Annotated in this window: 16 protein-coding genes and 1 pseudogene; 2 read left to right on the top strand and 15 right to left on the bottom strand. The window is 41.2% G+C overall.

What is annotated here, in order from left to right; translation table 11 throughout:
- Positions 1-11: 11 nt before the first annotated feature.
- The 5 genes from N824_RS01975 to N824_RS01955 all read right to left on the bottom strand — a co-directional run bounded on the left by N824_RS01975 (position 12) and on the right by N824_RS01955 (position 9159).
- The gene (locus N824_RS01975) at positions 12-368 is read right to left on the bottom strand and encodes a lipocalin family protein (RefSeq protein ID WP_048903467.1); all 357 of its coding nucleotides are present in this window, start codon (positions 366-368) and stop codon (positions 12-14) included.
- 667 nt (positions 369-1035) lie between these two features.
- Positions 1036-4410: an efflux RND transporter permease subunit gene (locus N824_RS01970; RefSeq protein ID WP_048903466.1), complete on the bottom strand. Its 3375-nt coding sequence runs from the start codon at positions 4408-4410 to the stop codon at positions 1036-1038.
- Positions 4411-4413: 3 nt separating this feature from the next.
- Complete coding sequence (locus N824_RS01965; RefSeq protein WP_048903465.1) at positions 4414-5514, bottom strand: efflux RND transporter periplasmic adaptor subunit; 1101 nt, start codon at positions 5512-5514, stop codon at positions 4414-4416.
- Between the two features lie 17 nt (positions 5515-5531).
- Positions 5532-6878: a TolC family protein gene (locus tag N824_RS01960; RefSeq protein ID WP_048903464.1), complete on the bottom strand. Its 1347-nt coding sequence runs from the start codon at positions 6876-6878 to the stop codon at positions 5532-5534.
- Between the two features lie 13 nt (positions 6879-6891).
- On the bottom strand, positions 6892-9159 hold the full coding sequence (locus N824_RS01955) for an excinuclease ABC subunit UvrA (protein ID WP_048903463.1): 2268 nt from the start codon (positions 9157-9159) through the stop codon (positions 6892-6894).
- 193 nt (positions 9160-9352) lie between these two features.
- On the opposite strand from N824_RS01955, the gene N824_RS01950 reads away from it, so the two are divergent.
- Both N824_RS01950 and N824_RS01945 read left to right on the top strand, forming a co-directional pair.
- On the top strand, positions 9353-10300 hold the full coding sequence (locus N824_RS01950; protein ID WP_048903462.1) for an AraC family transcriptional regulator: 948 nt from the start codon (positions 9353-9355) through the stop codon (positions 10298-10300).
- 37 nt (positions 10301-10337) lie between these two features.
- Positions 10338-12119: pseudogene (locus N824_RS01945) on the top strand (aminopeptidase P family N-terminal domain-containing protein).
- Between the two features lie 180 nt (positions 12120-12299).
- On the opposite strand, the gene N824_RS01940 reads toward N824_RS01945, so the two are convergent.
- The 10 genes from N824_RS01940 to N824_RS01895 form a co-directional block, all read right to left on the bottom strand.
- Positions 12300-13082 (bottom strand): SDR family oxidoreductase, encoded by a 783-nt coding sequence (locus N824_RS01940; protein WP_048903460.1) that lies wholly within the window; start codon positions 13080-13082, stop codon positions 12300-12302.
- A gap of 7 nt (positions 13083-13089) precedes the next feature.
- Positions 13090-13923, bottom strand: a complete 834-nt coding sequence (locus N824_RS01935; RefSeq protein ID WP_048903608.1) for an amidohydrolase — start codon at positions 13921-13923, stop codon at positions 13090-13092.
- Complete coding sequence (locus N824_RS01930) at positions 13910-14767, bottom strand: fumarylacetoacetate hydrolase family protein (protein ID WP_048903459.1); 858 nt, start codon at positions 14765-14767, stop codon at positions 13910-13912. Before N824_RS01930 ends, N824_RS01935 begins: the two co-directional genes overlap by 14 nt.
- A gap of 27 nt (positions 14768-14794) precedes the next feature.
- Positions 14795-15559: an SDR family NAD(P)-dependent oxidoreductase gene (locus N824_RS01925; protein WP_048903607.1), complete on the bottom strand. Its 765-nt coding sequence runs from the start codon at positions 15557-15559 to the stop codon at positions 14795-14797.
- Between the two features lie 10 nt (positions 15560-15569).
- The gene (locus N824_RS01920; RefSeq protein WP_152541963.1) at positions 15570-17228 is read right to left on the bottom strand and encodes a UxaA family hydrolase; all 1659 of its coding nucleotides are present in this window, start codon (positions 17226-17228) and stop codon (positions 15570-15572) included.
- A complete protein-coding gene (locus N824_RS01915) occupies positions 17228-17563 on the bottom strand; it encodes an L-rhamnose mutarotase (protein ID WP_048903458.1) in 336 nt (111 codons plus the stop codon). Before N824_RS01915 ends, N824_RS01920 begins: the two co-directional genes overlap by 1 nt.
- Positions 17564-17589: 26 nt before the next feature.
- On the bottom strand, positions 17590-18840 hold the full coding sequence (fucP, locus tag N824_RS01910; RefSeq protein ID WP_048903457.1) for an L-fucose:H+ symporter permease: 1251 nt from the start codon (positions 18838-18840) through the stop codon (positions 17590-17592).
- Between the two features lie 155 nt (positions 18841-18995).
- Positions 18996-21134, bottom strand: a complete 2139-nt coding sequence (locus tag N824_RS01905) for an alpha-L-fucosidase (RefSeq protein ID WP_048903456.1) — start codon at positions 21132-21134, stop codon at positions 18996-18998.
- Between the two features lie 2 nt (positions 21135-21136).
- Positions 21137-23494 carry a PDZ domain-containing protein gene (locus N824_RS01900; protein ID WP_048903455.1) on the bottom strand — a complete coding sequence of 786 codons (2358 nt, stop codon included), beginning with the start codon at positions 23492-23494 and terminating at the stop codon, positions 21137-21139.
- Positions 23495-23690: 196 nt separating this feature from the next.
- Positions 23691-24542, bottom strand: coding sequence for a GIN domain-containing protein (locus N824_RS01895; protein ID WP_048903454.1), 852 nt, complete (start codon positions 24540-24542; stop codon positions 23691-23693).
- Positions 24543-24546 lie beyond the last annotated feature (4 nt).

Raw genomic sequence — 24546 nt, 5'->3', positions numbered from 1 at the left:
GAGCGTTAATTTTAAGAAAAATATTTCATTAGCTTAATTTCGACGACTTCTTTATGTACGATCCCTTTCTGGGTTTCAATATGCTCTTCATATACAGAAAGAGTGGAACTGGTTAGTTCCTTTATATGATAAATAGTGATATCATCACCATCGATATGTTTTAAGACCAGGTTTTCTTTGGTGGAGGTGTAAGTAAAAGCATCAACATCGCCCTCGCCATCATATATACTTCCTTTTTTTCCTTCTTTAAATTCGAGATAAGCACCAGAGAGCGCAAACATATCCGATCTGAATACTTCATCCCCATCAACATAGTCTATTTCGACCGCGTTTGCGACAACCCATTTGCCTACAATTCGACTTCCCATAATAATCTAATTAAATCCAGGTTCTTAACTGAATCGAAAATTCAGAAGATTTACTCAAAGGAAAAGGAAAACGCTTAAGCAAGCAATACCCATAAATAGGTATTTTTAAGTGGTTGCTATTTAGCCTCAGCTTTATTGCCTACCCACACATATCGGTTTGTAGTGCATTTTGGGCACCAGTAAATTCGTATAGGAAGAAACCCCAGCAAATGTTTTAACACAAATCCGCGTGGAACCTGATAATGAAAATCTGTATTGCACCTCCTGCACTTATAATCCTGATAGCTCATGTATTAGAGAAATTAATTTAGCTTTTTTATAAAATCCCGCAAAGGTATGCAAAATCAATTATTAAAAATTATTTCACAAACTTATTACAAATAAAAAGGCAAAAACCCGGCCATGGTTAAATCTGACCTTATTTCTAATCATTTAACGAAATTCAACCCGAATAACCGGGCAAATTTTTCTCGTTTATTCCCCGTTTTAGGACAATAAGCAGGCAACCGAAAGGACGTCCGGTTAATAATCTTTCTTGCAGACTTAGAATGGAGAGAGGATAATCACGGGATTTCTCCTATCGTCGGAGATGACAGCACGTGCTTTAGCAGGAGGCTGTAGGCAAAGAGCGACCGCCATAGGGCGGCCGCTTTAAGAAGAACGCATGTTATTTTTTAAACCATTGCTTTATCTTTTTAGAATTTCTATCGGCAACTAAATACATACATGGAACCAATACCAGGGTTAAGAAAGTGGCAAAACTCAAACCGAAGATAATGGTCCATGATAGTGGGCCCCAGAACGCTACGTTATCACCTCCAAAATAAAGGTGTGGGTTAAACTCCGTAAATAAAGTCACGAAATCAAGATTCAAGCCTACTGCCAGCGGAATAAGGCCTAGCATAGTCGCGGTAGCGGTAAGCAATACCGGGGTCATCCGGGTACGGCCTGCTTCGATAACGGCCTCTCTTACTTCCATACCCTGACTAACCATCAGGTCGGCAAATTCGACCAGCAGGATTCCATTCCGGACCACAATTCCCGCCAGGGCAACAATTCCCAGTCCCGTCATTACAATAGACAACTCCATTCCGAAGATGGTAACACCCAATAATACCCCGATGATACTAAACAGGATCTCACTCAAAATAACAATCGGCTTACTAATGGAATTAAACTGCAGTACCAGAATAATGAGGATAATAAACAAAGCGCTGACTAAGGCTGTGCCTAAAAACGCAGCTGTTTCCATTTGTTCTTCCTGCTCACCGGCCATTTTTATCTCAATTCCGGCAGGTGCTTTAAATTCATTTATCTCCCGCTGAATATTGGCCACAACCTCATTCGCATTATACTCTGAAAGCACATTTGAGGAAAGAATTATGATCCTTTTCTGTTGCTTGCGCTTGATACCACCATAAGTATTGATATAATCTATATTTGCAAAAGATGATATAGGTACTTGCCTGATAACGCCGTTCATTGCCATATCACGGTAGGTAACTTTCATGTTTCGTAAGGCTTCGAGGTTGTTCCTTTGGTCTTCCCGTGCCCGGACATTGATCTCATAGTCTTCATTGATGTCTCTGTATTTAGAAACTTCCTTACCATAAAGTGCGGTACGCAATGCCATACCAACCTGACCGGTTGAGATCCCTTCGCGATTAGCCCGTTCCCGATCGATATCAAAAATGATTTCGGGCTTGTTATTTTGAAAATCGGATTTCAGTTCTTCTACCCCGGCAATTTGCCTGCTATCCAGGTATTTTTTTAAGCGATCGGAAGTTACAGCAATGGAATCCAGGTCATCACCTGTAATTTCTATACTGATTGGTTTTGCCGTTGGCGGGCCTCCTTGTTCCTGAGCTACCGAGATTTGTGCACCCGGAATGCCTTTTACGGCCTCACGGATCTTGCCGAGGTAATTTATAGTGCGTTCTCCTGTTCTTTTACCATAGGCCACAAAGGCTACCGTAACTTTCCCTTTGTTGGTATACTCACCCTGGTCTTCGCCTTGCGGATCAGTTACTCCTACGGTCACATTGGAGATTATTGAAGATACATCGGGATTCTTTTGGCCAACTACCTTTTCTACCCGCTGCTCAACCTTTTCGACTATTTTATTGGTATAAGCCTGATCTGTACCTACCGGCAACTCTATATAGACATATACAAAGTTCGGATCGGCAGTCGGAAAAAACACCACTCTTGGCGGCACAATATTTACCAGGATCATGGTAAAGAAAAACAATGCTACCGTACTCCAGATCATGGTCCGCGGGCGCTTAAGTGCCCAGGTCAATAAATTATGGTACTTATTTATTGCTTTTGGCCATACTACCGTCTGGAATTTCTTGATTACCCCCGTTAAGAAGAAGTGATTTAGCAGGTATAACAAGGCAAGCAGTATGATGAAGTTACCGAATCCGAAATTGATGAGGTAGCCCAGCAAGGCCATTCCGGCAAAAACAAGGAGCGTCCGTTTTACTTTTCTATCGAACCTTGGTTTCTGGTCTTCATGATCATCATGCGGTTTCATAAAGTCGACCGCAAAAACCGGATTAATAATGTAGGCCACTACCAATGAAGCAGAGAGCGTTACAATAAGCGTAACCGGGAGGAAATACATGAACTCGCCAATGATTCCAGGCCAGAACAGCAATGGAAAGAATGGCGCAAGGGTGGTTAAAGTTCCGGATAATACGGGCATAAAAACCTCGCCAGTGGCCGTTTTAGCCGCCTGCACAATGGGAACCCTTCCGTTATCAAAGATCCGGTGCGTATTCTCGACCACCACAATGGCATCATCTACCACAATACCCAATCCGAGCAGGAAGGAGAACAACACCATCATGTTCATGGTGAAATTAAAGTCGAACACTCCCCCCAGCACGGGCATGGAGAGAAAGGCAATAAACATGGACAACGGGACGGACAGGGCCACAAACAGCGCATTTGTGACGCCCATAAAGAACATCAGGATCAGGGTAACCAGGATAAAACCGATGATGATGGTATTGATCAGGTCATGCAGGGTAATCCTGGTCTGATCTGATTGATCGCCGGTAATGGTAATATCCAGTTTAGAAGGCAGTAAAGTGCCCTTCATTTCCTTTAACATGGCATTGATCTTGTCGGATGCCTCGATCAGGTTTTCGCCACTGCGCTTGCGCACATTTAAAGTAATTACATTTTTTCCGTATAAGCGCGCATAACTATTTTGCTCTTTAAATGAGTCTTTTACTTCGGCAATATCCTTTAAGTAAACCGAACCTCCTGCCTGGGATTTGACAATCATATTGCCTAATTCCTCGGCATTTACAAATTCCTTTTTCACATTTAAGGTCCGCTGCATCCCGTCCATTTTTACGGAACCTCCTGATATGGTCAGGTTTTCGGCTTTTACTGAATTTCCGATATCGTCAAATGAGATTTGTGCTGATTCCATTTTACGGAGATCTACATTGATCTGGATCTCGGGCTCAAGGGCACCCACAATATCTACCCCGGCGATTTCTTTAAGTCCTTCTACCCTATCTTCAATATCATCGGCATACTCTTTTAGTTTTTTCAGGTCATAATCTCCGGAAATGTTGATGTACATGATCGGTAGGTCTGAGAGGTTGATGTCCATAATTACAGGATCATCTGGCAAATCTGACGGGAGGTCTGTTTTTGCTTTATCAACGGCATCCTTAACCCGCTGCTTTGCATCTTTGATATCCACCCCGGTATTAAATTCTGCGGTAATGAATGAGAAATCCTGAAAGGAATTGGAGGTGATCTTTTTTAACCCGAGCGTTCCCCTTATTTCCTTTTCGAGCTGTTTTGTAATCAGGTTCTCCATATTTGCAGGCGAGGTTCCCGGATATATGGTTTGCACGAATATTTTAGGAATTACAACTTCCGGAAAATTCTCTTTTGGCAAACTGTTGTAGGAAAAATACCCCGCCAGAATCAGGATACATGTAAACACATATATCGCTGTGCGGTTATCTATAGCCCAACTGGATGGGCCGAATTCTTTATTGACGTCTTTCATAGTTTATAGTTTTACGGAATCGCCATCGTTCAGATCCTGGAATCCTGTGGTGATCACTTTATCACCGGATTTTAATCCTGTTAGTACCTCGGCCTGGCTATTGGATATTTTCCCTGTTTTGATATCTGTTTTTTTGGCTTTGCCGTTTATAGCTACAAAAACATATTCACCAGCTTCGGACTTTTGGATGGCATTGACCGGTACCGTTAGTGCCTTATCATTTTTATAATCAATAATTTTAAGAATGGCCAGCATATTTGGACGGTACTTTTTACTGGAAGGAAGCTTAACCTCTACATTAAAGCCTCTTGATATCGGATCAATAACTTTGGCGGCAAATGAGATTTTAGTGTGCAGGTTCTCTGGCACATCGGGCAAGGATACCTCAACCTCATCTCCCTGGTTTACCCTGGCGGCATAGTTTTCTGAAACCAGGGCTTTGACTTTTAGGCGGCTTGCATTAACAACCCGGATGCCTGTAGGTGTTCCCGGCGCAACGGATTGCCCCAATTTAAGCTCCATGGCATCAACAGTGCCCGAAACAGGACTTTTGATCTTATTCATTGCGGCCTGAGATTGCAAACCCGACAATTGCTTTTGAAGTCCTTCTTTCTTGCTTTTCTCTGTGAGGTATTGAACCTCGGTACCGATTTTTTGATCCCAAAGATTTTTCTGGCGGTTGAAAACGGTAGTGGCCAGATCCAGCTGTGTTTGTAATTGTGCGATATTTTGACGCAGCACTTTATCATCAATCTGTGCGAGTACCTGACCGCGGCTTACGCTTTGTCCAACTTTAACATAAATTGCAGTTACTGAACCCTGAGATTCCGGAGTGATCTCGACATTGTCTTCCGCATCTACCTTCCCCTGGACCTCAACAAAGTTCCGGAATTCGGTTTCCTTAAGTTCTGTTGCGGTCACATCTTTAGTATCTGCCTGACTTTTATTCTGACCAAGTTCTTTCTCGATCTGTTCAATTTTTCCGTTAAGAGCGGTACGGTCTTTTTTGAGTTGTTCAAGCTCTGCTTTTTTGTCCTTAGGTTTTTCTGATGATCCGCAGGAAGCCAGAAAGAGAACTAATGCGATGCTATATATTGTTTTCATGAGTTTATGTTGCTTGGTTAATAGTTAATTTTTCCTGTGGCTTTATCCAGATCCACCTTATTGATGAGCAGGTTATATAAAGCAGTGATATAGTTGTTTTGCGCTTCCTTTTGAGAGGTCTCGGCAGTGGTAACTTCCAGACTGGAACCTATTCCCTGTTCATATTTGATTCGGGTAACCCTGAGGATCTCCTCGGCAAGCTTTAAATTCCTTTCCTGATTTTCCAATGAACGCTGGCTATTGGCGTACAGCTTTTGATTGGTGGAGATTTCATTGACAATTCCATTTTTGAGGTCCTGCATCTGATTTTCGGTTTGCTTTACCACAAGCTTGGCATTTCGCAACTGATAAATCCGCTGGCCTCCGTTGATCAGGTTCCATGAGAGGGTAAGGCCAATTACCGATGTAGGGTAGTTTTGGTCGTACAGGTTTGAGAAGTTATCGGACTGAAAACTTTTGGTTGCGCTTGCAAAACCTTTTAGCGTAGGCAGAAAAGTACTTTTGTACCTTTTCACATCGAGCAGGTTTAACTTTTTCTGTGTTTCTAAAAGGGAATACTCAATTCTTGCCTTGTAGGCAGAGGTATCGGCCACTACAGCTGAAATAGGTTGCGCGCGTATCTCACTGATCTTGTCGACAGGTTCAAGTGCAGCCGTGACGGGCATACCCATCTGAAACTTAAGCAGATCAATATTAATAGACAATGAGCGGGTAGCATTTTCGCGTTCTGTTTCGAGGTTATTCTTTAACACCAGTAGCCGGTCGGCATCAATTTTTTCTGCAAAACCGTTTTTAAACATGGCCTCGGTGTCGTTAAAGGATTTGGTGAGCTGTACCAAATTGGCATCGATAAGGGTTAACTGTTCTTTATTGACCAATACCGAATAGTAGGCTTTTGTAACAGCAACTACGGTTTCAATTTTAGTTCTTGTGCTGGTTCTGACAGACAATTCCTTATAGGTTTTTGAAGCCTGCAGGCCTACAATATAAGTTCCATCAAAGAGGAGCTGATTTAGCTCTATACCTGCTGAAGAATTATACTTTACACCGAACTTAACCGGAATTTGCGTACCGGGCTGACCAAAGAATTCGCCGGGTAGCAAACTTGTTGGCACTTTAAGGTAATCCTGAAAGTTAAAAGTAGTGGAGACTTGCGGCAAGCCTGTACCCACTGTTTTTTTAACATCATTTTTAGCTATTTCTTCATCAATCTGCGCGTTTAGCACGGCCGATTGGTGGTTTAGCGCATAATCTATGGCCTCCTTTAGACTAAACTTATAATTCAGGGAATCAGTTACCTGAGCCTGAACCATTCCGCCGGCAAAAAAGAGGAGTAGTATTATGAGATAGATTTTGGTTTTCATAGGTATTTATCGCTTATAGGATTAATTGCTTTTCTTTATTGAGGTAATGCCCGGTTAATGAACCGGGGTATTCCATTAATTCGGCAGGGGTTCCTGTAAAAATGACCTCTCCTCCTTTTCTGCCGCCTTCCGGCCCCATATCAATGATCCAGTCGGCATTTTTGATCACGTCCAGGTTATGTTCAATTACGATTACGGAATTCCCGATATCAACCAGGTGATTCATGATTTCAAGGAGATGCTCTACATCAGACATGTGTAATCCGGTGGTTGGTTCATCCAGCACGTAAATGCTTCCTCTTTTGTGCAGGTTACTAGCTAGTTTAATGCGCTGGCACTCGCCACCGGATAGCGTACTGAGGGGCTGCCCGAGGGTTAAATAATCGAGCCCTACATCCAATATGGCTTCTATTTTGCGTTTCAGTTCTTTCTTATCAAAAAAATCTACAGCTTCCTGTACGGTCATGGCCAGCACCTCGCTAATCGATTTGCCATTTAATTTATAGGCCAGTACTTCTTCTTTAAAGCGCTTGCCATTGCATATTTCGCATTCGGTTTTTACCGGCTCCAGAAAAGCAAGGTCTGTATAGATAAAGCCCAGGCCCTGACAATTGGGGCAGGCTCCTTTTGAGTTGAAACTAAACAAGGAAGCGCTTACTCCATTTTGCTGGGCAAAGAGCCGGCGAATCTCGTCCATAATGCCGGTGTAAGTAGCAGGATTAGATCGAATTGAAGTGCTAACGGCAGTCTGATCAATAATGATTGCTTCGGGATATTGCTTTATAAATTCATGGTTAATGAGTGAGCTTTTACCAGATCCGGCTACTCCTGTTACCACCGTAAAAACCCCGGTTGGAATGGCTACAGTTAAATTTTTAAGGTTATGCAGTTTTGCGTTACGAACGGTAAGGGCCCCTTTAGCACTGCGATAGGAGGATTTTGCATAGTGCTGCCGGTTCATGCAGTTACCCGTTAAGGTGTCTGATTTCAACAACCCCTCTATTGTTCCATGGTACACGATTTCGCCTCCATGGGTTCCTGCATGAGGGCCCACATCTACTACATGGTCGGCAATCCGGATCACTTCCGGATCGTGCTCTACCACAAGAATGGTATTGCCTTTATCGCGAAGCTGCAATAAGAGCTCATTTAAACGGTGCACATCATGCTGATGCAGTCCAACACTCGGCTCATCGAAAATATAGATCATATCAGTAAGGCTGCTGCCAAGATGCCTGACCATTTTAATGCGCTGAGATTCTCCGCCTGAAAGGCTTGCTGTCTCGCGGTCGAGGCTCAGGTATCCCAGACCGATATCTATTAAATGCTGTAGACGCATCATTAATGCGGAAGTCATGGTTTCGGCTATGGGATCATCTATTTTGGCAATGATCTTAATGAGCTCATCGACCTCAAGATTGGTGAGCTGAGCGATGTTATATCCGTTTATTCTGCAACTTAATGCGGCCTGACTTAACCGTGTTCCTTTACATAAGGGGCAAGGCGCAAAAAGGATAAACCGTTCAAGGGTGCTCCGCATGGATTCGGACAGGATACTGGTATCGCGCTTGATGTACATGCGGTTAAATTTATCTACCAGTCCTTCAAAATTGACATTAAGTGGCACATTGTCTTTTTTAACCTGAAACTTCTTACTTTTCCCGTGTAGCAGGGTTTGCCACTCCTCCTGGGTATAATCATTAAGTTTTTTATCATTATCAAAAAAACCCGAATAGGCATAAGTGTTAAAATACCAGCTGCCTACCGAGAACATGGGGAATAGGATTGCGCCCTCGTTAAGTGATTTAGATTTATCGAGCAATTTATCCAGGTTCAGCTTTACCGTTTCTCCGAGGCCATTGCATTCGGGGCACATTCCGGCAGGATCGTTAAAGGAAAAAGCATTTGAGTAACCGATAAAAGGCTTGCCCACCCTTGAAAACAAAAGGCGAAGGATGGAATAGATATCTGTGATTGTACCTACAGTAGACCTGGAATTACCCCCGAGGCGTTTCTGATCGATCACAATTGCGGTAGAAAGGTTACTTATGGAGTCGGCATCAGGCTGGCTATGTTTTGGTAAGCGGTTTCGTATAAAAGTGGAGAAGGTTTCGTTGAGCTGCCTTTGGGCTTCGGCCCCGATGGTATCAAAAACAATAGAGGACTTACCAGAGCCAGATACTCCGGTAAATACCGTAATTTTTCTTTTTGGAATCCGCAGGGAAATATTTTTGAGGTTATTTTCGCGGGCACCTTTGATCTCTATAAATTCTTGCTTCATCGGGATTTCGAATTATAGGTAAACGGGTTAATTATTTGGTTTATCAAAATTGGTCTAAAATGCGTTTTGCCTACCCTTCTGAAAGGAGAATAAACCATGCGAAAAGGAATAATTTCCTGACTCCTTCTTTTAAAAAGTAAAATTTAACTAAATTCGTTCCAGTGAAGCGCCTTTAACATCATCTCCTAACTCTATGAACGACAATGAATTAAAAGCACCCTTTCTTACAGACCTCTCAGAAACCTGCGAGTTGCACTATACTGACGAATTAGGTGCATCGGGCTACATGAACATCAGTGAAATAAAAATTGATGGGGCAGATATTTTTGCCGCGAGCTGCAAACAGGAGCATGAAATTACCATGCGCGAGCAAACCGAAACGCCTACTCTAAACATGTATTTTTCGTTACAGGGACAAAGTGCTGCATGGGAGGCGCAAAGCAAGGACAGGTATGTGCTGAACGACAATGAGCATGTGATTTCATTTATGCCAAGTTTTGATGGGTATTATGCATTGAGCAGTCCGGAGATCAAGAGTTTTGGTATTTCGCTGTATGAGCCCTTCTTTCGCAGGCTGTTTGCAACAGATATGGATTGTTTAAAGCGCTTCTGGGATAAAGTGGATGCAGGGAAAATGGCGGAAATTTCGAAACATGCCCTGCCGGTAACTTCCAAGCAACAAGTGCTGATCAATGAAATGCAGCAATGTGTTTATTCAGGACATATGAAACAGTTGTTTTTTGAATCTAAAATTATTGAGCTTTTTCTGCTCCAGGCGGAACAGGCAGATAGTTTAGATGGGCAGAAACCCATTAAAATAGAACGCCATAATGTCGATAAGCTGCATGCTGCAAAACAGTTTGTTCAGCAAAGAATGTTTGACCCATTAACCTTAAACGGAATTGCACGTGAGGCGGGCCTAAATGAGTTTATGCTTAAGAAAGGCTTTAAAGAGCTATTCGGATTAACCGTATTTGGGTATTTAAATGAACTGAAAATGAATTACGCCCGACAAATGCTGCTAGATTCCAACTGTACCGTATATGAAGCTGCTTATACCATAGGATATAATGAACCATATAACTTCTCTAAAGCCTTTAAAAAGCATTTTGGATATTCGCCCGGTGAGTTAAAAAGATAATTCCATAGATTTGCTGGATAACATAAAAAAGCTAGATATGACTTATCCGGAAAAACTGAGCGCGATACGTAAACAAATGCAAGCCGACAATGTACAGGCTTATATTATTCCATCTGCAGATCCACACATTAGCGAATACCTGCCAGACCACTATAAATGCATTCCATTTGCTTCCGGGTTTACCGGATCGGCAGGCACATTGGTCATAACGGCTGATTTTGCAGGCTTATGGGCCGACTTCCGTTATTTTGAGCAGGCTGCTGAACAATTAGAAAACAGTGGTTTTGAACTGGTAAAACAAAAAGTTCAACATGCTCCTGAATATATTCAATGGCTTATTGAAAAGCTGGACAGTGGTGCAGTAGTTGCCAGCAATGAGAAATTGCTATCGCTGCTTTTAGGAGATCTGTTTACACAGCAGTTTTCGGTTAAGAACATCAGTTTAGCCAATAAAGATTATTTAAGTGCTATTTGGGAAAACAGACCTGAACTGCCAAATCAAAACGCATTTTTGGTAGCAGAAAAGCATATCGGACAATCGGTAAGCAGTAAGCTTGCGGAAGTTCGTTCGGCACTGGGCAAACAAGGTGCGGTTTATCATTTAATATCATCATTAGATGATATGGCCTGGCTATTTAATATCCGCGGCAATGATGTGAGCTACAACCCTGTGGTTTTAAGTTTTGCATTAATTAACCAGGATCATGCTAAAATATTCATCAACCCGGATAAACTAAGTGCTGATGATAAGGCGCAGTTGTTAAAAGAAGGTGTAGAAGTATTTGATTACGAAGAAATAGAGGATGCTTTAAAAAGGATTCCGGAGAACAGCTCGATATTCATTGATCCGAAACGGAACTGTTTTGCCTATGCTAAGTTGATTCCGAAAACGGTTAGGGTGGTAAAAGACATCAACCCATCTACCCAGCTTAAAGCCATTAAAAACGAGACAGAGTTGGCCAATACGCGCACAGCAATGGTCAAAGACGGGGTTGCGATTAMCCGTTTCCTGAAATGGCTTTCGGAAAACATTGGAAAAACTNTTNMRTTWCKGAWCWWTSWRYAKCNWGCTGWWYTMCGKAANTYCWKWKYARMSCAKSMWSKRTTTSTTSGKRATNANGYTWWRATMSGAWKAGYGNCKTRTAAAGCGCATGGTGCCCTGCCTCATTATGGGGCATCTGAAGAAAGCAATTCGGAAGTAAAAGCTGAGGGGTTATTTCTGGTAGATTCCGGCGGCCAGTATTTTTATGGAACAACGGATATTACCCGTACCATCCCGATGGGAAACAATACAGAAGAAGAAAAAACGGATTATACGCTGGTATTAAAAGGAATGATTGACGGATGTAAGTCGCGCTTTCCAAAAGGTACCTGTGGCTATCAGATTGATGCGATAACGCGCAAACCATTATGGGATTATGCGCTTAATTATGGGCATGGAACCGGACATGGTGTAGGTTATTTTTTAAATGTACATGAAGGTCCGCAGGTATTTAACCCAACTGCAACGCCCGTTGCTATTGAACTTGGAATGATCACTTCTGTTGAACCTGGGATTTACCGTCCGGGGAAACATGGTATCAGAATTGAAAACCTGGTAAACACCATTAAGGATGTAAGCAATGAGTTTAATGAATTTTATGCTTTTGAATGTTTAACAATTGCGCCGATAAGCACTAAGATTGTTAAAAAGGATTTACTGGAACAAAATCAGATTGATTGGCTAAATGGTTATAATACGTTGGTTTTTGAGAAACTTAGTCCGTTTTTGAGTAAAGAAGAAGCAGAGTGGTTGAAACAGGAAACGAGGGATATTTAAGGAGGCTTTATTGGAATAGGGTGATTATAGCACAATCGTTATTTTATCTCCTCCCACGTCATTCTGTTAGAATGATGTATATTTCGACATAAAAAACACGCCTATACTTACTGTAAAGGCGTGTTTTTCATCCCCTTCAGCAAAATATTTGAGGAGGAGAAGTACATTATTCTTTTTTCTTTAGCTAACGGAACGGTCTAAATGAACATATCCCCCATCAACATACACCAGTTGCCCTGTAGTATGGCTGGAAAGTTCTGACAACAAAAACACCGTAGCGTTGGCTATCTCTTCGGCAGTTGTCATTCTATTTCCCAATGGGATCTTGGCTTTAATAGAAGCCAGTTTCTCTTCAGAATTAGGGATGGAGCTGATCCATGTTTGATACAAAGGCGTGTAGCACTCTGATACGATCACAGAATTTACACGAATGCCATGMKSYWAKMWTTCAACCGCCCACTCTCTTGTAAGCGCATTTCTACCCCCATTAGCGGCTGCGTAGGCTGATGTACCACCCTGACCAGTATCAGCAACTTTTGAACCTATATTAACAATAGACCCTTTTGATTTAATGAGTGATGGTAAAGCGTGATGTGCCATTAAATAATAATGCACAATATTTTTATGTAAGCTTTCCATAAACTTTTCATAGCTGCCACTGGTTAAGCTAACCCCATCATTTACGCCTGCATTGTTTACCAATCCATCTATTCGACCAAACTTTTCCAACACCTGGGCGATAGCCTTAGCATTATCCTCCGGATTAGTTAATTCAGCAACGACCTGAAACACTTTACCTCCGTTTGCGGCTATATCATCAGCCACTTTCAAATTATCGGTTTCGTTTCTTCCAATGATAACAGGAATGGCTCCCTCTTTGGCCAATACCCTTACAATGCCCTCGCCAATGCCTTTAGCACCACCTGTTACGATAATTACTTTATCTTTTAATTGCAGATCCATAGATTGCTTATTTCAAATTGTAAAATTTAGTTGCATTACCTCCCCAGAATAACCCTTGTTCGTTTTCTGAGAGTTCGGAAACATAGCTTTTAGCCAGATCTACCACCTGCCCGTAAGCAGCTGCAACCAGGCTTACCGGCCAATCGGACCCGTACATCAGTCTATTTGTTCCGAAGGCTTCAAAAACCACATCAAGATATGGGGTAAAGTCTTCTTTTTTCCAGTATTTCCAATCTGCCTCAGTTACCAGACCAGATACTTTACAGTATACATTTTCATGAGCTGCCAGTTTTTGTATATCAAGCGCCCAATCCTCAATGTTTTTATTTTTAACATCCGGTTTAGCAATATGATCCAGTACAAAGGGCTGGTCCGGAAATTTAGCTACCAATTCAGCGGCATATTGTAACTGATCAGGAAAAACCAATATATCATAAGTGAATCCGTAATCCTTTAACTTGCTTATTCCGTTAACAAAATCAGGCTTGAGCATTAGCGCCCGGTCTGTTTCGCCTTGCAGAATATGCCTGAATCCCTTCATCTGAGGATGTTCGCTTAAATCGGCCAGCTGCTCACTGATGTTTGCAGCCCTCAGATCGACCCAGCCGACTATGCCCTTAATAAAAGAATGGTCCTTAGCATTTTGAAGTTGAAAGGCATTCTCGGCAGCAGATTGATCTGCTTGAACAACCACACAACCATCAAAATCAAAGTGCTGAAGAACGGGCTGAAGGTGCATTGGAAGAAAATCATCCTGCAGCACCGCCATATCATCGGTTATCCAGCTATCCCTTACTGCATTATATTTCCAGAAATGCTGATGAGAATCAATTCTTAACATAATTTTTAACCTGTTGTTTTGAGCTGCCAAGGCCATCTATACCAAGTTCTACAACATCACCTTCTTTAAGATAAACAGGAGGATTAAATCCTAATCCAACACCTGCCGGTGTTCCGGTAGAGATTACATCTCCAGGTAGTAAAGTCATGAACTGACTTACATATGAAATTACAAAAGGTACATTGAATATAAAGTTGGAAGTATTTCCATCCTGCATTATTTTGCCGTTTACGCTAAGCCAAAGTCTAAGGTTGTCTACATCAGCAATTTCATCCTGTGTGGCAAGGAATGGACCCAAAGGAGCAAAAGTATCGCAACCTTTTCCTTTGTCCCATGTTCCGTTTCTTTCGATCTGGAATTCACGCTCTGATACATCATTATGTAAAACGTAACCTGCTACATAACCAAGCGCATCAGCCTCATCAACGTAAGATGCTTTTTTCCCGATTACAACTGCCAGCTCAACTTCCCAATCTGTTTTTACAGAATTTTTAGGGATCACAATATCATCAAAAGGCCCCACCATAGCAGTAGAGGATTTCATAAAAATAACAGGTTCAGGTGGTATTGGTGCATTGGTTTCCTTTGCATGATCTGCATAGTTTAATCCTATACAAACTATTTTTGAAGGACGTGCGACCGGTGAACCTAAACGTGTGCCTGCAGGGACTTGGGCCAATTTACCCTCATTTGCTTTAACAAATGCATCCAGTCTGGCTAATCCGTTATCATTAAAAAATTTTTCATTATAGTCTTCGCCAAAGGCCGAGGTATCATACCAAATATCGTTTATAATAACGCCGGTTTTTTCCTGATCGGCTGCTCCCCATCTGATTAATTTCATTGATATATATTTATTTAAAAACTCAAATTAGTTATTTAATTTAACAAATCCTCCATCTAAAGGATAGTCGTTTCCAGTTACAAAACCAGCTTCGTCTGAACATAAGTATAATGCCAGAGAGGCTACCTCCTCTGGTTTACCCATGCGGCCTATTGGCTGACTTTTGGATAGTTTTTCGAAAACAGCTTCTTCCTGACCTGCATAGTTTTTGGCAATAAAGCCATCCACAAAAGGCGTATGCACCCTTGCTGGTGAAATGCTGTTACATCTGATGCCGTCGGCCATATAATCGCGCGCTACAGAGAGTGTCATGGCATAAATAGCGCCTTTACTCATAGAATAAGCAAACCTGTCGGTAATGCCAACCAACGCAGCGATAGAAGCCATGTTAAGGATTACTGGTGAATTGCTTTTTTTCAATGCCGGGATTGCAGCATACAAGCAATTGTAAGCCCCTTTAACATTTACATTAAAGATCTTAGTGAAATCATCTTCACTTGTGGTTTCCAGCTTTCCTACATGGGCAATACCAGCGTTGTTAACGAGGATATCTATATTTCCTATTTTGTTAAAGATATCGATTACCTGAGCCTGGTTACTTACATCACAGCTATAGCCTATTGCGTTTCCGCCTGCTTTACTGATCTCGTCTATTGTTTGTGAGGCCGCCTCCGAGTTGAGTTCGATAATATGAACCAAAGCTCCCTGTTTTGCAAATAGAGCAGATATTGCTCTGCCTATTCCGCTTCCTCCGCCTGTAATAATTGCTGATTTTCCTTTTAAACTGAACATGCTTACCTTATTATAATGAAACGCCTCTTTTCCATGGGATGAAGTCATCCTGATTCAACAATACTGCTTTAGGTGTGATTTCGCCGCTAGCAGCTCTGACGCAATATTCCAGAATTTCTTCGCCCATTTCTTCAATGGTTTTTTCGCCACGAATAATTGCACCAGTGTCTATGTCAATGATGTCGCCCATTCTGTTGGTTAGGGCTGTGTTTGTTGCTATTTTAATTACCGGACAAACAGGATTTCCTGTTGGCGTACCTAAACCCGTGGTAAACAAGATTAATGTAGCACCACTGGCCGCTTTTCCTGTTGTTGCCTCCACATCATTTCCAGGAGTACATACCAGGCTTAATCCTGGTTTGGTTACCGGCTCGGTATAATCCAAAACATCTACTACGGGAGAAGTACCTGCTTTTTTAGCGGCTCCGGTACTTTTGATGGCATCGGTTATTAAACCATCCTTAATATTTCCAGGTGATGGGTTCATATGAAATCCGGAACCTACTGCATGTGCCTGGGCATCGTACTCCTGCATTAACCTGATAAATTTCTCGGCCGTTGGTTTATCTACACACCTGTCGATTATGTTTTGTTCTGCACCGCATAGTTCCGGAAATTCTGCCAACAATACCTTGGCTCCAAGAGCTACCAAAAGATCAGAGGTATAGCCAACTGAAGGATTAGCAGAAATACCGCTGAACCCGTCGCTACCACCACATTTAACCCCCACACACAACTTACTAAGTGGAGCAGGGCTTCTTTCTATTTTATTGATCTCGGTTAAACCTTCAAAAGTTTTAAGAATGGCATCTTTTATCAGCTGCTCTTCACTCTGGCTTTGCTGCTGTTCAAAAATCAAGACCTTTTTATTAAAAGTAGGATTGCGCTCTTTGATATCATCCAGCAAGCTTTGTGTTTGCAGGTGCTGACAACCAAGACTAAGCACGGTTATTCCTGCTACGTTTGGATGATCCGCATAAGCAGCTAACAGATTACTTAACAGATCCGCATCCTGACGTGTGCCCCCGCAACCACCCTGATGATTAAGGAATTTTATACCATCAACATTTTTGAATACTCTTTTTTTAGTTGCCTGAGCAGATGCAAGACTATCTACATTAAAGGAATCTATTGATTCTCCGTCCTGATATGCAGTAAGCAACTGATCTGTAAACTGTTTGTACTTATCGGTTACATTATAGCCCAGGGTATTGTATAATGATTCTTTTATAACATCCATATTTCTGTTTTCACAGAAAACTGTAGGTATAAATAACCAATAATTTGCTGTTCCGACTTTACCATCCTGACGGTGATATCCGTTGAATGTTCTGTCTTGAAACTTTGATACGTCGGGAGCCTGCCATTGGTAATTTACATTTCTGTAAGCATAATCCTGAGAGGCGTGATGAACATTTTCGGTGGTCATTAACCCTCCCTGAGGAATAAAAGCAGTTGCTTTGCCAACCAATACTCCATACATTAAAACATCCTCACCAATTGCCCTATCCGTTATGAAAAACTTATGCTTGGCGTGTACATCATCCTTTAAATCGAACGTTAAGTTGTTCCATTCAATTTTTTGTCCTTTCTGCAAATCCTGTAAGGCTACCAGAACATTATCGTCTGGATGTATTTGCAAAAAACTTTTATTAGTTATTATTGACATTATGCTTTTAATTCAAATATTTTATCCATCATCACCCATTTCTCACCAGGTTTAGCACCCGGGATTGCCTGTTGATATTTCCACATTAATTTTTCCCATTCCTGTACCTTTTCATTTGAGGCATCCATGGCTCCCTTCTTTTCAAAGCTAAATTTACCATTTACTTCCATAATCATAAACAGCCTATTGCCATATCTGTAAATTTCCATTGTATCGATTCCGGCAGAGGTGATGCTCTCCTGAATTTCAGGCCATACCTGCTGATGCATTACTTCGTATTCTTTGATCAGATCAGGATCATTTACCAGATCAAGCGCTAAACAATATCTTTTCATTTTATATATTTTCTAAGATTTTAATTCTATGTTCTTTTAACAACCTTGTGACCGGTTACGCCAAATAAAAATACAACTGCGAAGCATATTAATGGCACGATATAACCTATCTGAATATCAGCTATATCAGCAACGTAACCCATTGCCGGAGGCAATACTGCGCCACCCACGATAGACATGATGATCAGACTGCTTCCAAATTTCGTGTCTTTTCCAAGATCCTTAATACCCAGAGAGAAGATGGTAGGGAACATGATGGACATGAAGAATGCAATTCCGATAACAACAAATAATGATATGGTGCCATGTGTTACGATTGCAAGAACGCAAAGTACCATGCTGGCTACAGCATAAATAGCCAATAACCGCTCTGCTTTAATAAATTTCATGAGGAACGTACCAAGTACCCTTCCAATCAGGAAGGCTAAGCCCATGCCGATACCTGCATAACCAGCTGCCTTTTGCTGATCTATTTCGGCAGCTTTGGTAGCATACAGAATAAAAAAGCTAAACACACATACCTGAGCACCTACGTAAAAGAATTGTGCAAGAACGGCCCACCTTAAATGTTTGTGTTTAAGCGCATCCAATAGGGTATGGTCAGTTGCTTTGTCGCCCGGTTCTTCTGTCTCCACAATTTCAGGTAATTTCAAAAAGACAAAGATGATCGCTATTACCAGAATAATGCTCCCCAGCACCAGATATGGTGTTTTTACTGATGAAGCTTCTGATGCCAAAGCAAATTCCCTTGCAGAGGCAGACATTTTACTTAACTTCTCATCAGATATCCCTTCTATTAAAATAATTTTAGCACCGATTATTGGAGCAGCCGTTGCTGCTAGTCCATTGAATGACTGCGCAAAATTCAATCGAAACGTTGCCGTTTCAGGAGGGCCAAGCAATGATGCATAAGGGTTGGCGGCTGTTTCCAGAATGGTTAGTCCACATGCTATGATAAATAGTGCACCCAAAAAGAATACGTAAGCTTGCGTATTCGCTGCTGGTATAAATAAAAATGATCCTATGGCAAATAAGGCAAGCCCCAGAATTATCCCTGTTTTATAGCCATACTTTTTCATAATAAATCCCGCTGGAAGTGCCATAAAAAAATAAGCGATGAACACTGCAGAATCAACCAAAGATGCTTCTAAAGTACTTAGACTAAAAGACCTTTTTAAATGGGGAATAAGTATTGGATCTAGATTATGTACAAAACCCCACATAAAAAACAGGGAAGTAATCATAATAAACGGAAAAAGGTACTTGTTTTTAGTCATCTGGTTTAATTTTTTGGTTAATCAAAGAACGCGTTTTTTGAAGTGATTTATTTTACCATTTTATCTTATTATTAAGCTATTTTGGCAAATAAAGCATCTATTATTCTTGTTACGTAGCTTGATTTGCAAAATACCATAATAAAGACACTGAGTTATTATTTGATTTCGATTCTTGCGTTAAATAATCCGATAGTAGTATGCGGAGAAAGCGGTTTATGCAATTGCCAGCTAACGGGATAATACTTGCCCTTTTCTACAGCCATTGGTTTTAGTTCCTGATGGTAAATGGCTTGACTTACATTGTTATCAATGCTCATTACATTAACCTTTTTGAATCCATTGTAATACTTAACAATAAGCTGGTTTGCTCCTTTTTTTAGCGGCAATAAAATCACATCTTTCAACTGCTTGTCTTTAAAAGGATTGTTATGCTCTGCCAGCACCTTTCCGTTCAGTGTTACGGTTACCCCATCTCCACTGGTTATGCCCACCAGATATGATTGATCTTTAGCTGAAGTTATTTCTTGTAAAAGGTAGGTTGCCGAATTTCTGTCGGCTTTTATTTCGTAGGTCACATTATTTTTCAGTTCTCCCTTTTTCTCCCATGTTCCACCATTTGAATCTGGCCATGGTTTGCTTACATCTACATTAGTCAGGTTACCATGTACGCCACCAACACCAGAATAAAGCGGCCCTGTTTGATAGATACCGCCCCATGTAATGGCGGAAGGATCGTTCTTTAACTTTTCTGCTCCGGTTCCGATTAAGGTTACCACTGTTGCTTTACCATTCACTTCTACATCTATAACCTTTCCTTTTTCTTCATCTGTGTAATAGATTGCAGGAGCGAGATCCCCGGTTTTTGAAGGACTAATGGTCCATGATTCCTTTACCGTACTCTGATAACGGTTGTTGTAATCTATGCCTGAACTGCTGTAGTGCTTAAAGGCATTGTGCGCGTCAAGAATTAAAGGCGATTTAGTGAAAGCGATGATATTTGCAGGAGGTACTGAATAACCATGAACAAATTCTATTGCAATTACTTTAAACTCTTTGCTGACGTCTAAACCTTCTGGTACATTAATTTTCACCCCTGAAGCATTTTGGGAGAATTTCGCTTTTTTATCCTCTCCAAGAACATATGCATCTTTAATTTTTCCGGTAAGACCAGGAAGTGTGATCACTCCATTTTCAGGAGCTGAAAGCAGGTGCAGATAAATTTTATCAGGTCTGCTGGTTAGGCTTCCCCATTTGAATGAGATGTGAAAAGGATCCGGGTCTGTTCCATAAATGGCTTCTTTATTTTTATCAAGCCATTTACCGATGCTTAATAAAACATCCTTTTCGAAATCAACTACAGAACCATCTCCCTTTGGACCGATGTTTAAAAGGAAGTTTCCGCCACGACTTGCAACCCTGATCAAACTGGTTAGTTTTTCGCGCATTTTTTCTTCTTCGCTCCCCCTCACCTGCCACGAACGATAGCTCCATGTTTCGTCGAAGAAAGATGCAGGAGACTGCCAAGGCACTCCGATGGCATAATCAGGCTCCTGATTGTCGCCCATTACGTTAAAGTCGCCCATATCATTCCCAATTCTGCTTCCGATCATACAATTTGGCTGAAGTTTATGGACCAGGTCTCTAAGGTCTTTGCTTTCATTAGCATTTTGGGAGCCCATATCAAACCACAGTTCAGAAACAGGGCCATAGTTGCTTAGCAATTCTGTAATCTGCTTTTTATTGTATTCCACATGTTCGGGGGTAATATAATCTGAGTTGCTGCTCGAGATTGGCGATGCCTGCGGGAAGTGCCAGTCGATTAGCGAGAAGTACAAGCCAAACCTTAACCCACCACGCTTACAAGCATCGGAAAGCTCTTTTACAATATCCCTTTTGAATGGAGTGGCATCAACCACGTTAAAATCTGTGGTATTTGTTTTAAACATACAAAATCCATCATGATGCTTTGAGGTGATTACCAGCGAGCGCATACCTGCTTTTTTTGCCAGGGCAACAATAGAATCTGCATTCCAGTTTTGGGGATTAAACCTTTTAGCAACATCTGCGTAAGTATCACTATAAATACCTGCATGCGCCTGAATTTGTTCACTTAACCCTTTGGTTACCGGCTTACCTTCCCACACGCCACCCAGTACAGAGTAGATTCCGTAATGAATGAACATTGAATATTTTTGATCCTGCCATTCCCTTAATGCTTTAGGATCGTGCTGTCCAAATGCAAGGGTTTTACAGAAAAGTACTAACGCAAATAAAATGGTCGTTGTGTGTTTCATTTTTATTTAAGTGGTTTATCCAGGGTAATCTTTTGTGTATTCTGATTTCTAAAAATAGTTATTTCGACAGCTTTATCTGACTTATTTTGCTGCTGTAGGGCAATCAGATCTGCAACTTTATTTGTGGTTTTCTGCTTAAAGGAAAGAATAACATCGTTGGCTTTTAACACTCCGGCAAAAGGGCTGCTGGCATGAACGCTAAGCACCAGAATCCCTATTTCTTCAGGCATCCCCGTTGCAGAACGTTCTCCTAATGTTTCAAGATTTTTAAGGCGCAGGCCGAACCATTCTGTTGATTCACTCGTATTTATCCCCTCAATTCCTTTAAGCACTGGAATTGGGGCTTTTTTCGCTAGCTTACGTAACGCCGGAGAGGTTACCCCAAATTGATCTGTAGCAAAGCTTTTAAAGCCTACAGTAAGCGCTTTAGAAGTGCTTTTCACGCTGTAATCGCCAATTGCCGGATTTAAGAATTCAGGATTCCCAAATGTAGAGTGCTGGTCGGTACCAGCCTTTTGCGATTTCTCTAATGAGGCTTTATCTGCAAAGAAATTATAGTCGATTTCCTTGCCCCAAAAATTAATTCCGATTGGATAATAGTTCCTGGTGATGATGTTATGTTTAAAGACATCACCACTGTTTTCGAACCATACATGCGGGTGGAAAGAATTGTTTAAAATAATGTTATTCTCTACCCTTCTATAAAAGCCTTCGCGTAGTTTTAAACCTCCATTTAAGCAAACATTATTGTAAATGTGGTAATTGCTTGATCCATCGTCCAGATCAATATCCCATCCGTGTTCACAATGAAACCTGTTGTCATGTAATGCAATGGTTTTAATGACATCGGCAGTAATTAATGCAGGATTGTCTTTAGCGATCTTATTCATTACCGGAACATTAGCATTCCAATATCTATCTCTGCCCCATGAATTAAATGCACCATGATCACCAGATTCCAAAACAGTATTAAAGACGTCGTTAAAAGAAATTTCGTGACCACCCCATGTTCCTTCGCTAATGTTTATACCTGCTCTTGGGACATCGTAAATGGTATTGTGGGTAGCCGTAATGCTCATAGACATGGAGATTTGTACACCAGCGACTTGTTTTTCAATTTGCCCCAATCCGTACATTAATGTATTTTCGACAGTGCAATTTGCGGGATAGTTATTTGTTTTTGGCCCGCGAACGGTATCAATTTCATTTACCGGAACAAACTGAGCGTATTCAAAACTTGGAGACCGGACTGCTTTGGGATCGCCAACAAAACAAACCCCACTTGCGCCTGCGTAAGCTATGTGACAACCGGAGATTTTATTATTTCTATTGTAGTTGCTTAAAAATACTGCGTTTCCGCCAACATGGTTAAAGAAGCAAGATCTGATCTGGCAAGACTCCGCACCTTCCATTAAAACTGCTCCACCCCTGTATATCGTCCAGTCGCTGCGCAATAAAGGCTCTTTGGTTTCCATAAACGTTCTAAGCGTGTGTGTAAGCTCAAGACCTTCGATGCTTATATTGGAAACCGGACTTTGTTCTGATCCTTTGAATTCAAAAAGATGCTTTAGTCGTGGGATTTCTACTTTAGCAGCGGTAAGGTTGGCGTCTGATTTTTCGGGATAATAATAGAGCAGCTTTTCATCTTTGTTGTAGTACCATTCTCCTATAGTATCCAATTCTTCAAATATGTTTTCTACAAACCGGTATTTATCGTGCATACCCATTTGTCTGTTATTCTGGTAACCGCCCTCCATTTTCAATTTACCATCCGCATCTTTTCCTGTGATTTGGTATTGATATCCACCCCACTCTGCTTTATGCAAAGCATGAATGAATCCTCCTGCTGGATTTTTCCAGCTGGCAATGCGTTCAGGACTTAAGGCATCAGCCGAAGATCCGCCATAAAACCTTACAGCTGGGTTATAGTTGGGGTATCTTGCCATGCGCTGCTGATGGCGGTTAATAAAAAGCTGGTCGAAAACATGATCTCCACTGACTTTGGCTTTCATTATGTTTTCTTTGTAAGGCTCCCATTTTAGGGTTAAAGGAGTGCCCCCACTAATGGTTACTTTTTCATTGGCATATGGCTTTACGGTTAGACCGGCATTTGCTTTTCTTGAATCTTCTGGGCTGAATACAACAGTCTCGGATAGGTAGTATGTTCCGCTTCTAAGGTAGATGATAACTTTTCCGGGTGTATTTCTTGCTGTTAGCTGAGCCTTTTTAATACTGGCAAAAGGCTTGTCTATGGATCCTGAATTCTTATCGCTGCCTTTTGGGGAAACATAAATATCCTTGCCGAAGGCATGACCAGCAATCAGCAATAAGGCAAACAGGAATGTGGACAAAGATTTCATCAGCTTTCTTATTAGGTTTATTTGGTTTCTCAAAGAAAGCGAATTACAATCTACAAAGTTTTCTGAAATTGTCTAAATATTAAGCAATTTTGGCATAACACCCCAGTTATAAGCCAAAATGAAGTAATAATAATTAAGCCAGTCCTATTTCGGGCTGGCTTAAGATCATAATTAAGGTACGAGTTTAAAAGTGCGTCTATTTTATCAATTGTTTCAAATAAACAACAGGCACATTAATCATCGTCTCATCGGATAAGGTTCCAGAAACGTTGTTCAATTTCATGTCTGTTAAATTCACGTCTACTTTACCTGAAGTATTTAGTGTCAATTGTTCAATAGCGAAACGGGCTTTACTTTGTTCATCGCCGAAGATGCTCAATTCCGATCCATCTGATGCCGATACATTTAGGGAATTGAAAGATTTCATTTCAGATTTAAAACGTGAAGATTTCAGATTCAAATTAAGAGACTTGAGTTCCGCTCCACCAAAGACCATATTATTAACTTTTTCGGCGTCGATGCTCAGGTGATTAACCTTGAAATCACTCTCCATAGTTAATTGCATTACATCTTTGGCGTTTAGCTGTAATGCGTCTGTTTTATTTTTGAATGTTAATGTAATTGCATCTACACCGGCCAGGTTTAGCGTTTCTATTTTTGGCGCATACACATAGATGGCTATCGGATACATTACATCTTTAAAGCCTTCGTTCATTGTAATATGAAGTTGCTCGTTTGCATCAATACTCACCTTGACAAAATCTTTATATATCTCCGAGACTTTTACGCCATAGTCCTGGTCGTTGACAAGATTCACATACCACATATTCTGTACTTTCCCTGTAATACTTATAGATTTGAACGTTTCCTTAAGTGCGATACTGGTAAAGCCATTAGAATGGGAATTAAAATGTGAATTGGCATTGCCCTGTTCCTTGATTTCTTCAGGATCTTTATAGTCTCTGTTTATCGTGTAGGCCATGATCGTTAAGGGCACAACAAACATCAGGACTCCAAATGCGATTAATAATTTATTACTTGTTTTCATTGAA

It is taken from the genome of Pedobacter sp. V48, assembly GCF_000523515.1.
In the GTDB taxonomy this organism is placed as follows: domain Bacteria; phylum Bacteroidota; class Bacteroidia; order Sphingobacteriales; family Sphingobacteriaceae; genus Pedobacter.
The sequence above is the reverse complement of the archived record's forward strand: the minus strand, read 5'-3'. Positions and strand labels throughout refer to the sequence as shown.

Excerpts from the sequence above, each read along its gene's own strand:
- N824_RS01975 (WP_048903467.1), bottom strand. The coding sequence starts at position 368 with ATGGGAAGTCGAATTGTAGGCAAATGGGTTGTCGCAAACGCGGTCGAA.
- N824_RS01970 (WP_048903466.1), bottom strand. The coding sequence starts at position 4,410 with ATGAAAGACGTCAATAAAGAATTCGGCCCATCCAGTTGGGCTATAGAT.
- N824_RS01965 (WP_048903465.1), bottom strand. The coding sequence starts at position 5,514 with ATGAAAACAATATATAGCATCGCATTAGTTCTCTTTCTGGCTTCCTGC.
- N824_RS01960 (WP_048903464.1), bottom strand. The coding sequence starts at position 6,878 with ATGAAAACCAAAATCTATCTCATAATACTACTCCTCTTTTTTGCCGGC.
- N824_RS01955 (WP_048903463.1), bottom strand. The coding sequence starts at position 9,159 with ATGAAGCAAGAATTTATAGAGATCAAAGGTGCCCGCGAAAATAACCTC.
- N824_RS01950 (WP_048903462.1), top strand. The coding sequence starts at position 9,353 with ATGAACGACAATGAATTAAAAGCACCCTTTCTTACAGACCTCTCAGAA.
- N824_RS01935 (WP_048903608.1), bottom strand. The coding sequence starts at position 13,923 with ATGTTAAGAATTGATTCTCATCAGCATTTCTGGAAATATAATGCAGTA.
- N824_RS01930 (WP_048903459.1), bottom strand. The coding sequence starts at position 14,767 with ATGAAATTAATCAGATGGGGAGCAGCCGATCAGGAAAAAACCGGCGTT.
- N824_RS01925 (WP_048903607.1), bottom strand. The coding sequence starts at position 15,559 with ATGTTCAGTTTAAAAGGAAAATCAGCAATTATTACAGGCGGAGGAAGC.
- N824_RS01920 (WP_152541963.1), bottom strand. The coding sequence starts at position 17,228 with ATGTCAATAATAACTAATAAAAGTTTTTTGCAAATACATCCAGACGAT.
- N824_RS01915 (WP_048903458.1), bottom strand. The coding sequence starts at position 17,563 with ATGAAAAGATATTGTTTAGCGCTTGATCTGGTAAATGATCCTGATCTG.
- fucP (WP_048903457.1), bottom strand. The coding sequence starts at position 18,840 with ATGACTAAAAACAAGTACCTTTTTCCGTTTATTATGATTACTTCCCTG.
- N824_RS01905 (WP_048903456.1), bottom strand. The coding sequence starts at position 21,134 with ATGAAACACACAACGACCATTTTATTTGCGTTAGTACTTTTCTGTAAA.
- N824_RS01900 (WP_048903455.1), bottom strand. The coding sequence starts at position 23,494 with ATGAAATCTTTGTCCACATTCCTGTTTGCCTTATTGCTGATTGCTGGT.
- N824_RS01895 (WP_048903454.1), bottom strand. The coding sequence starts at position 24,542 with ATGAAAACAAGTAATAAATTATTAATCGCATTTGGAGTCCTGATGTTT.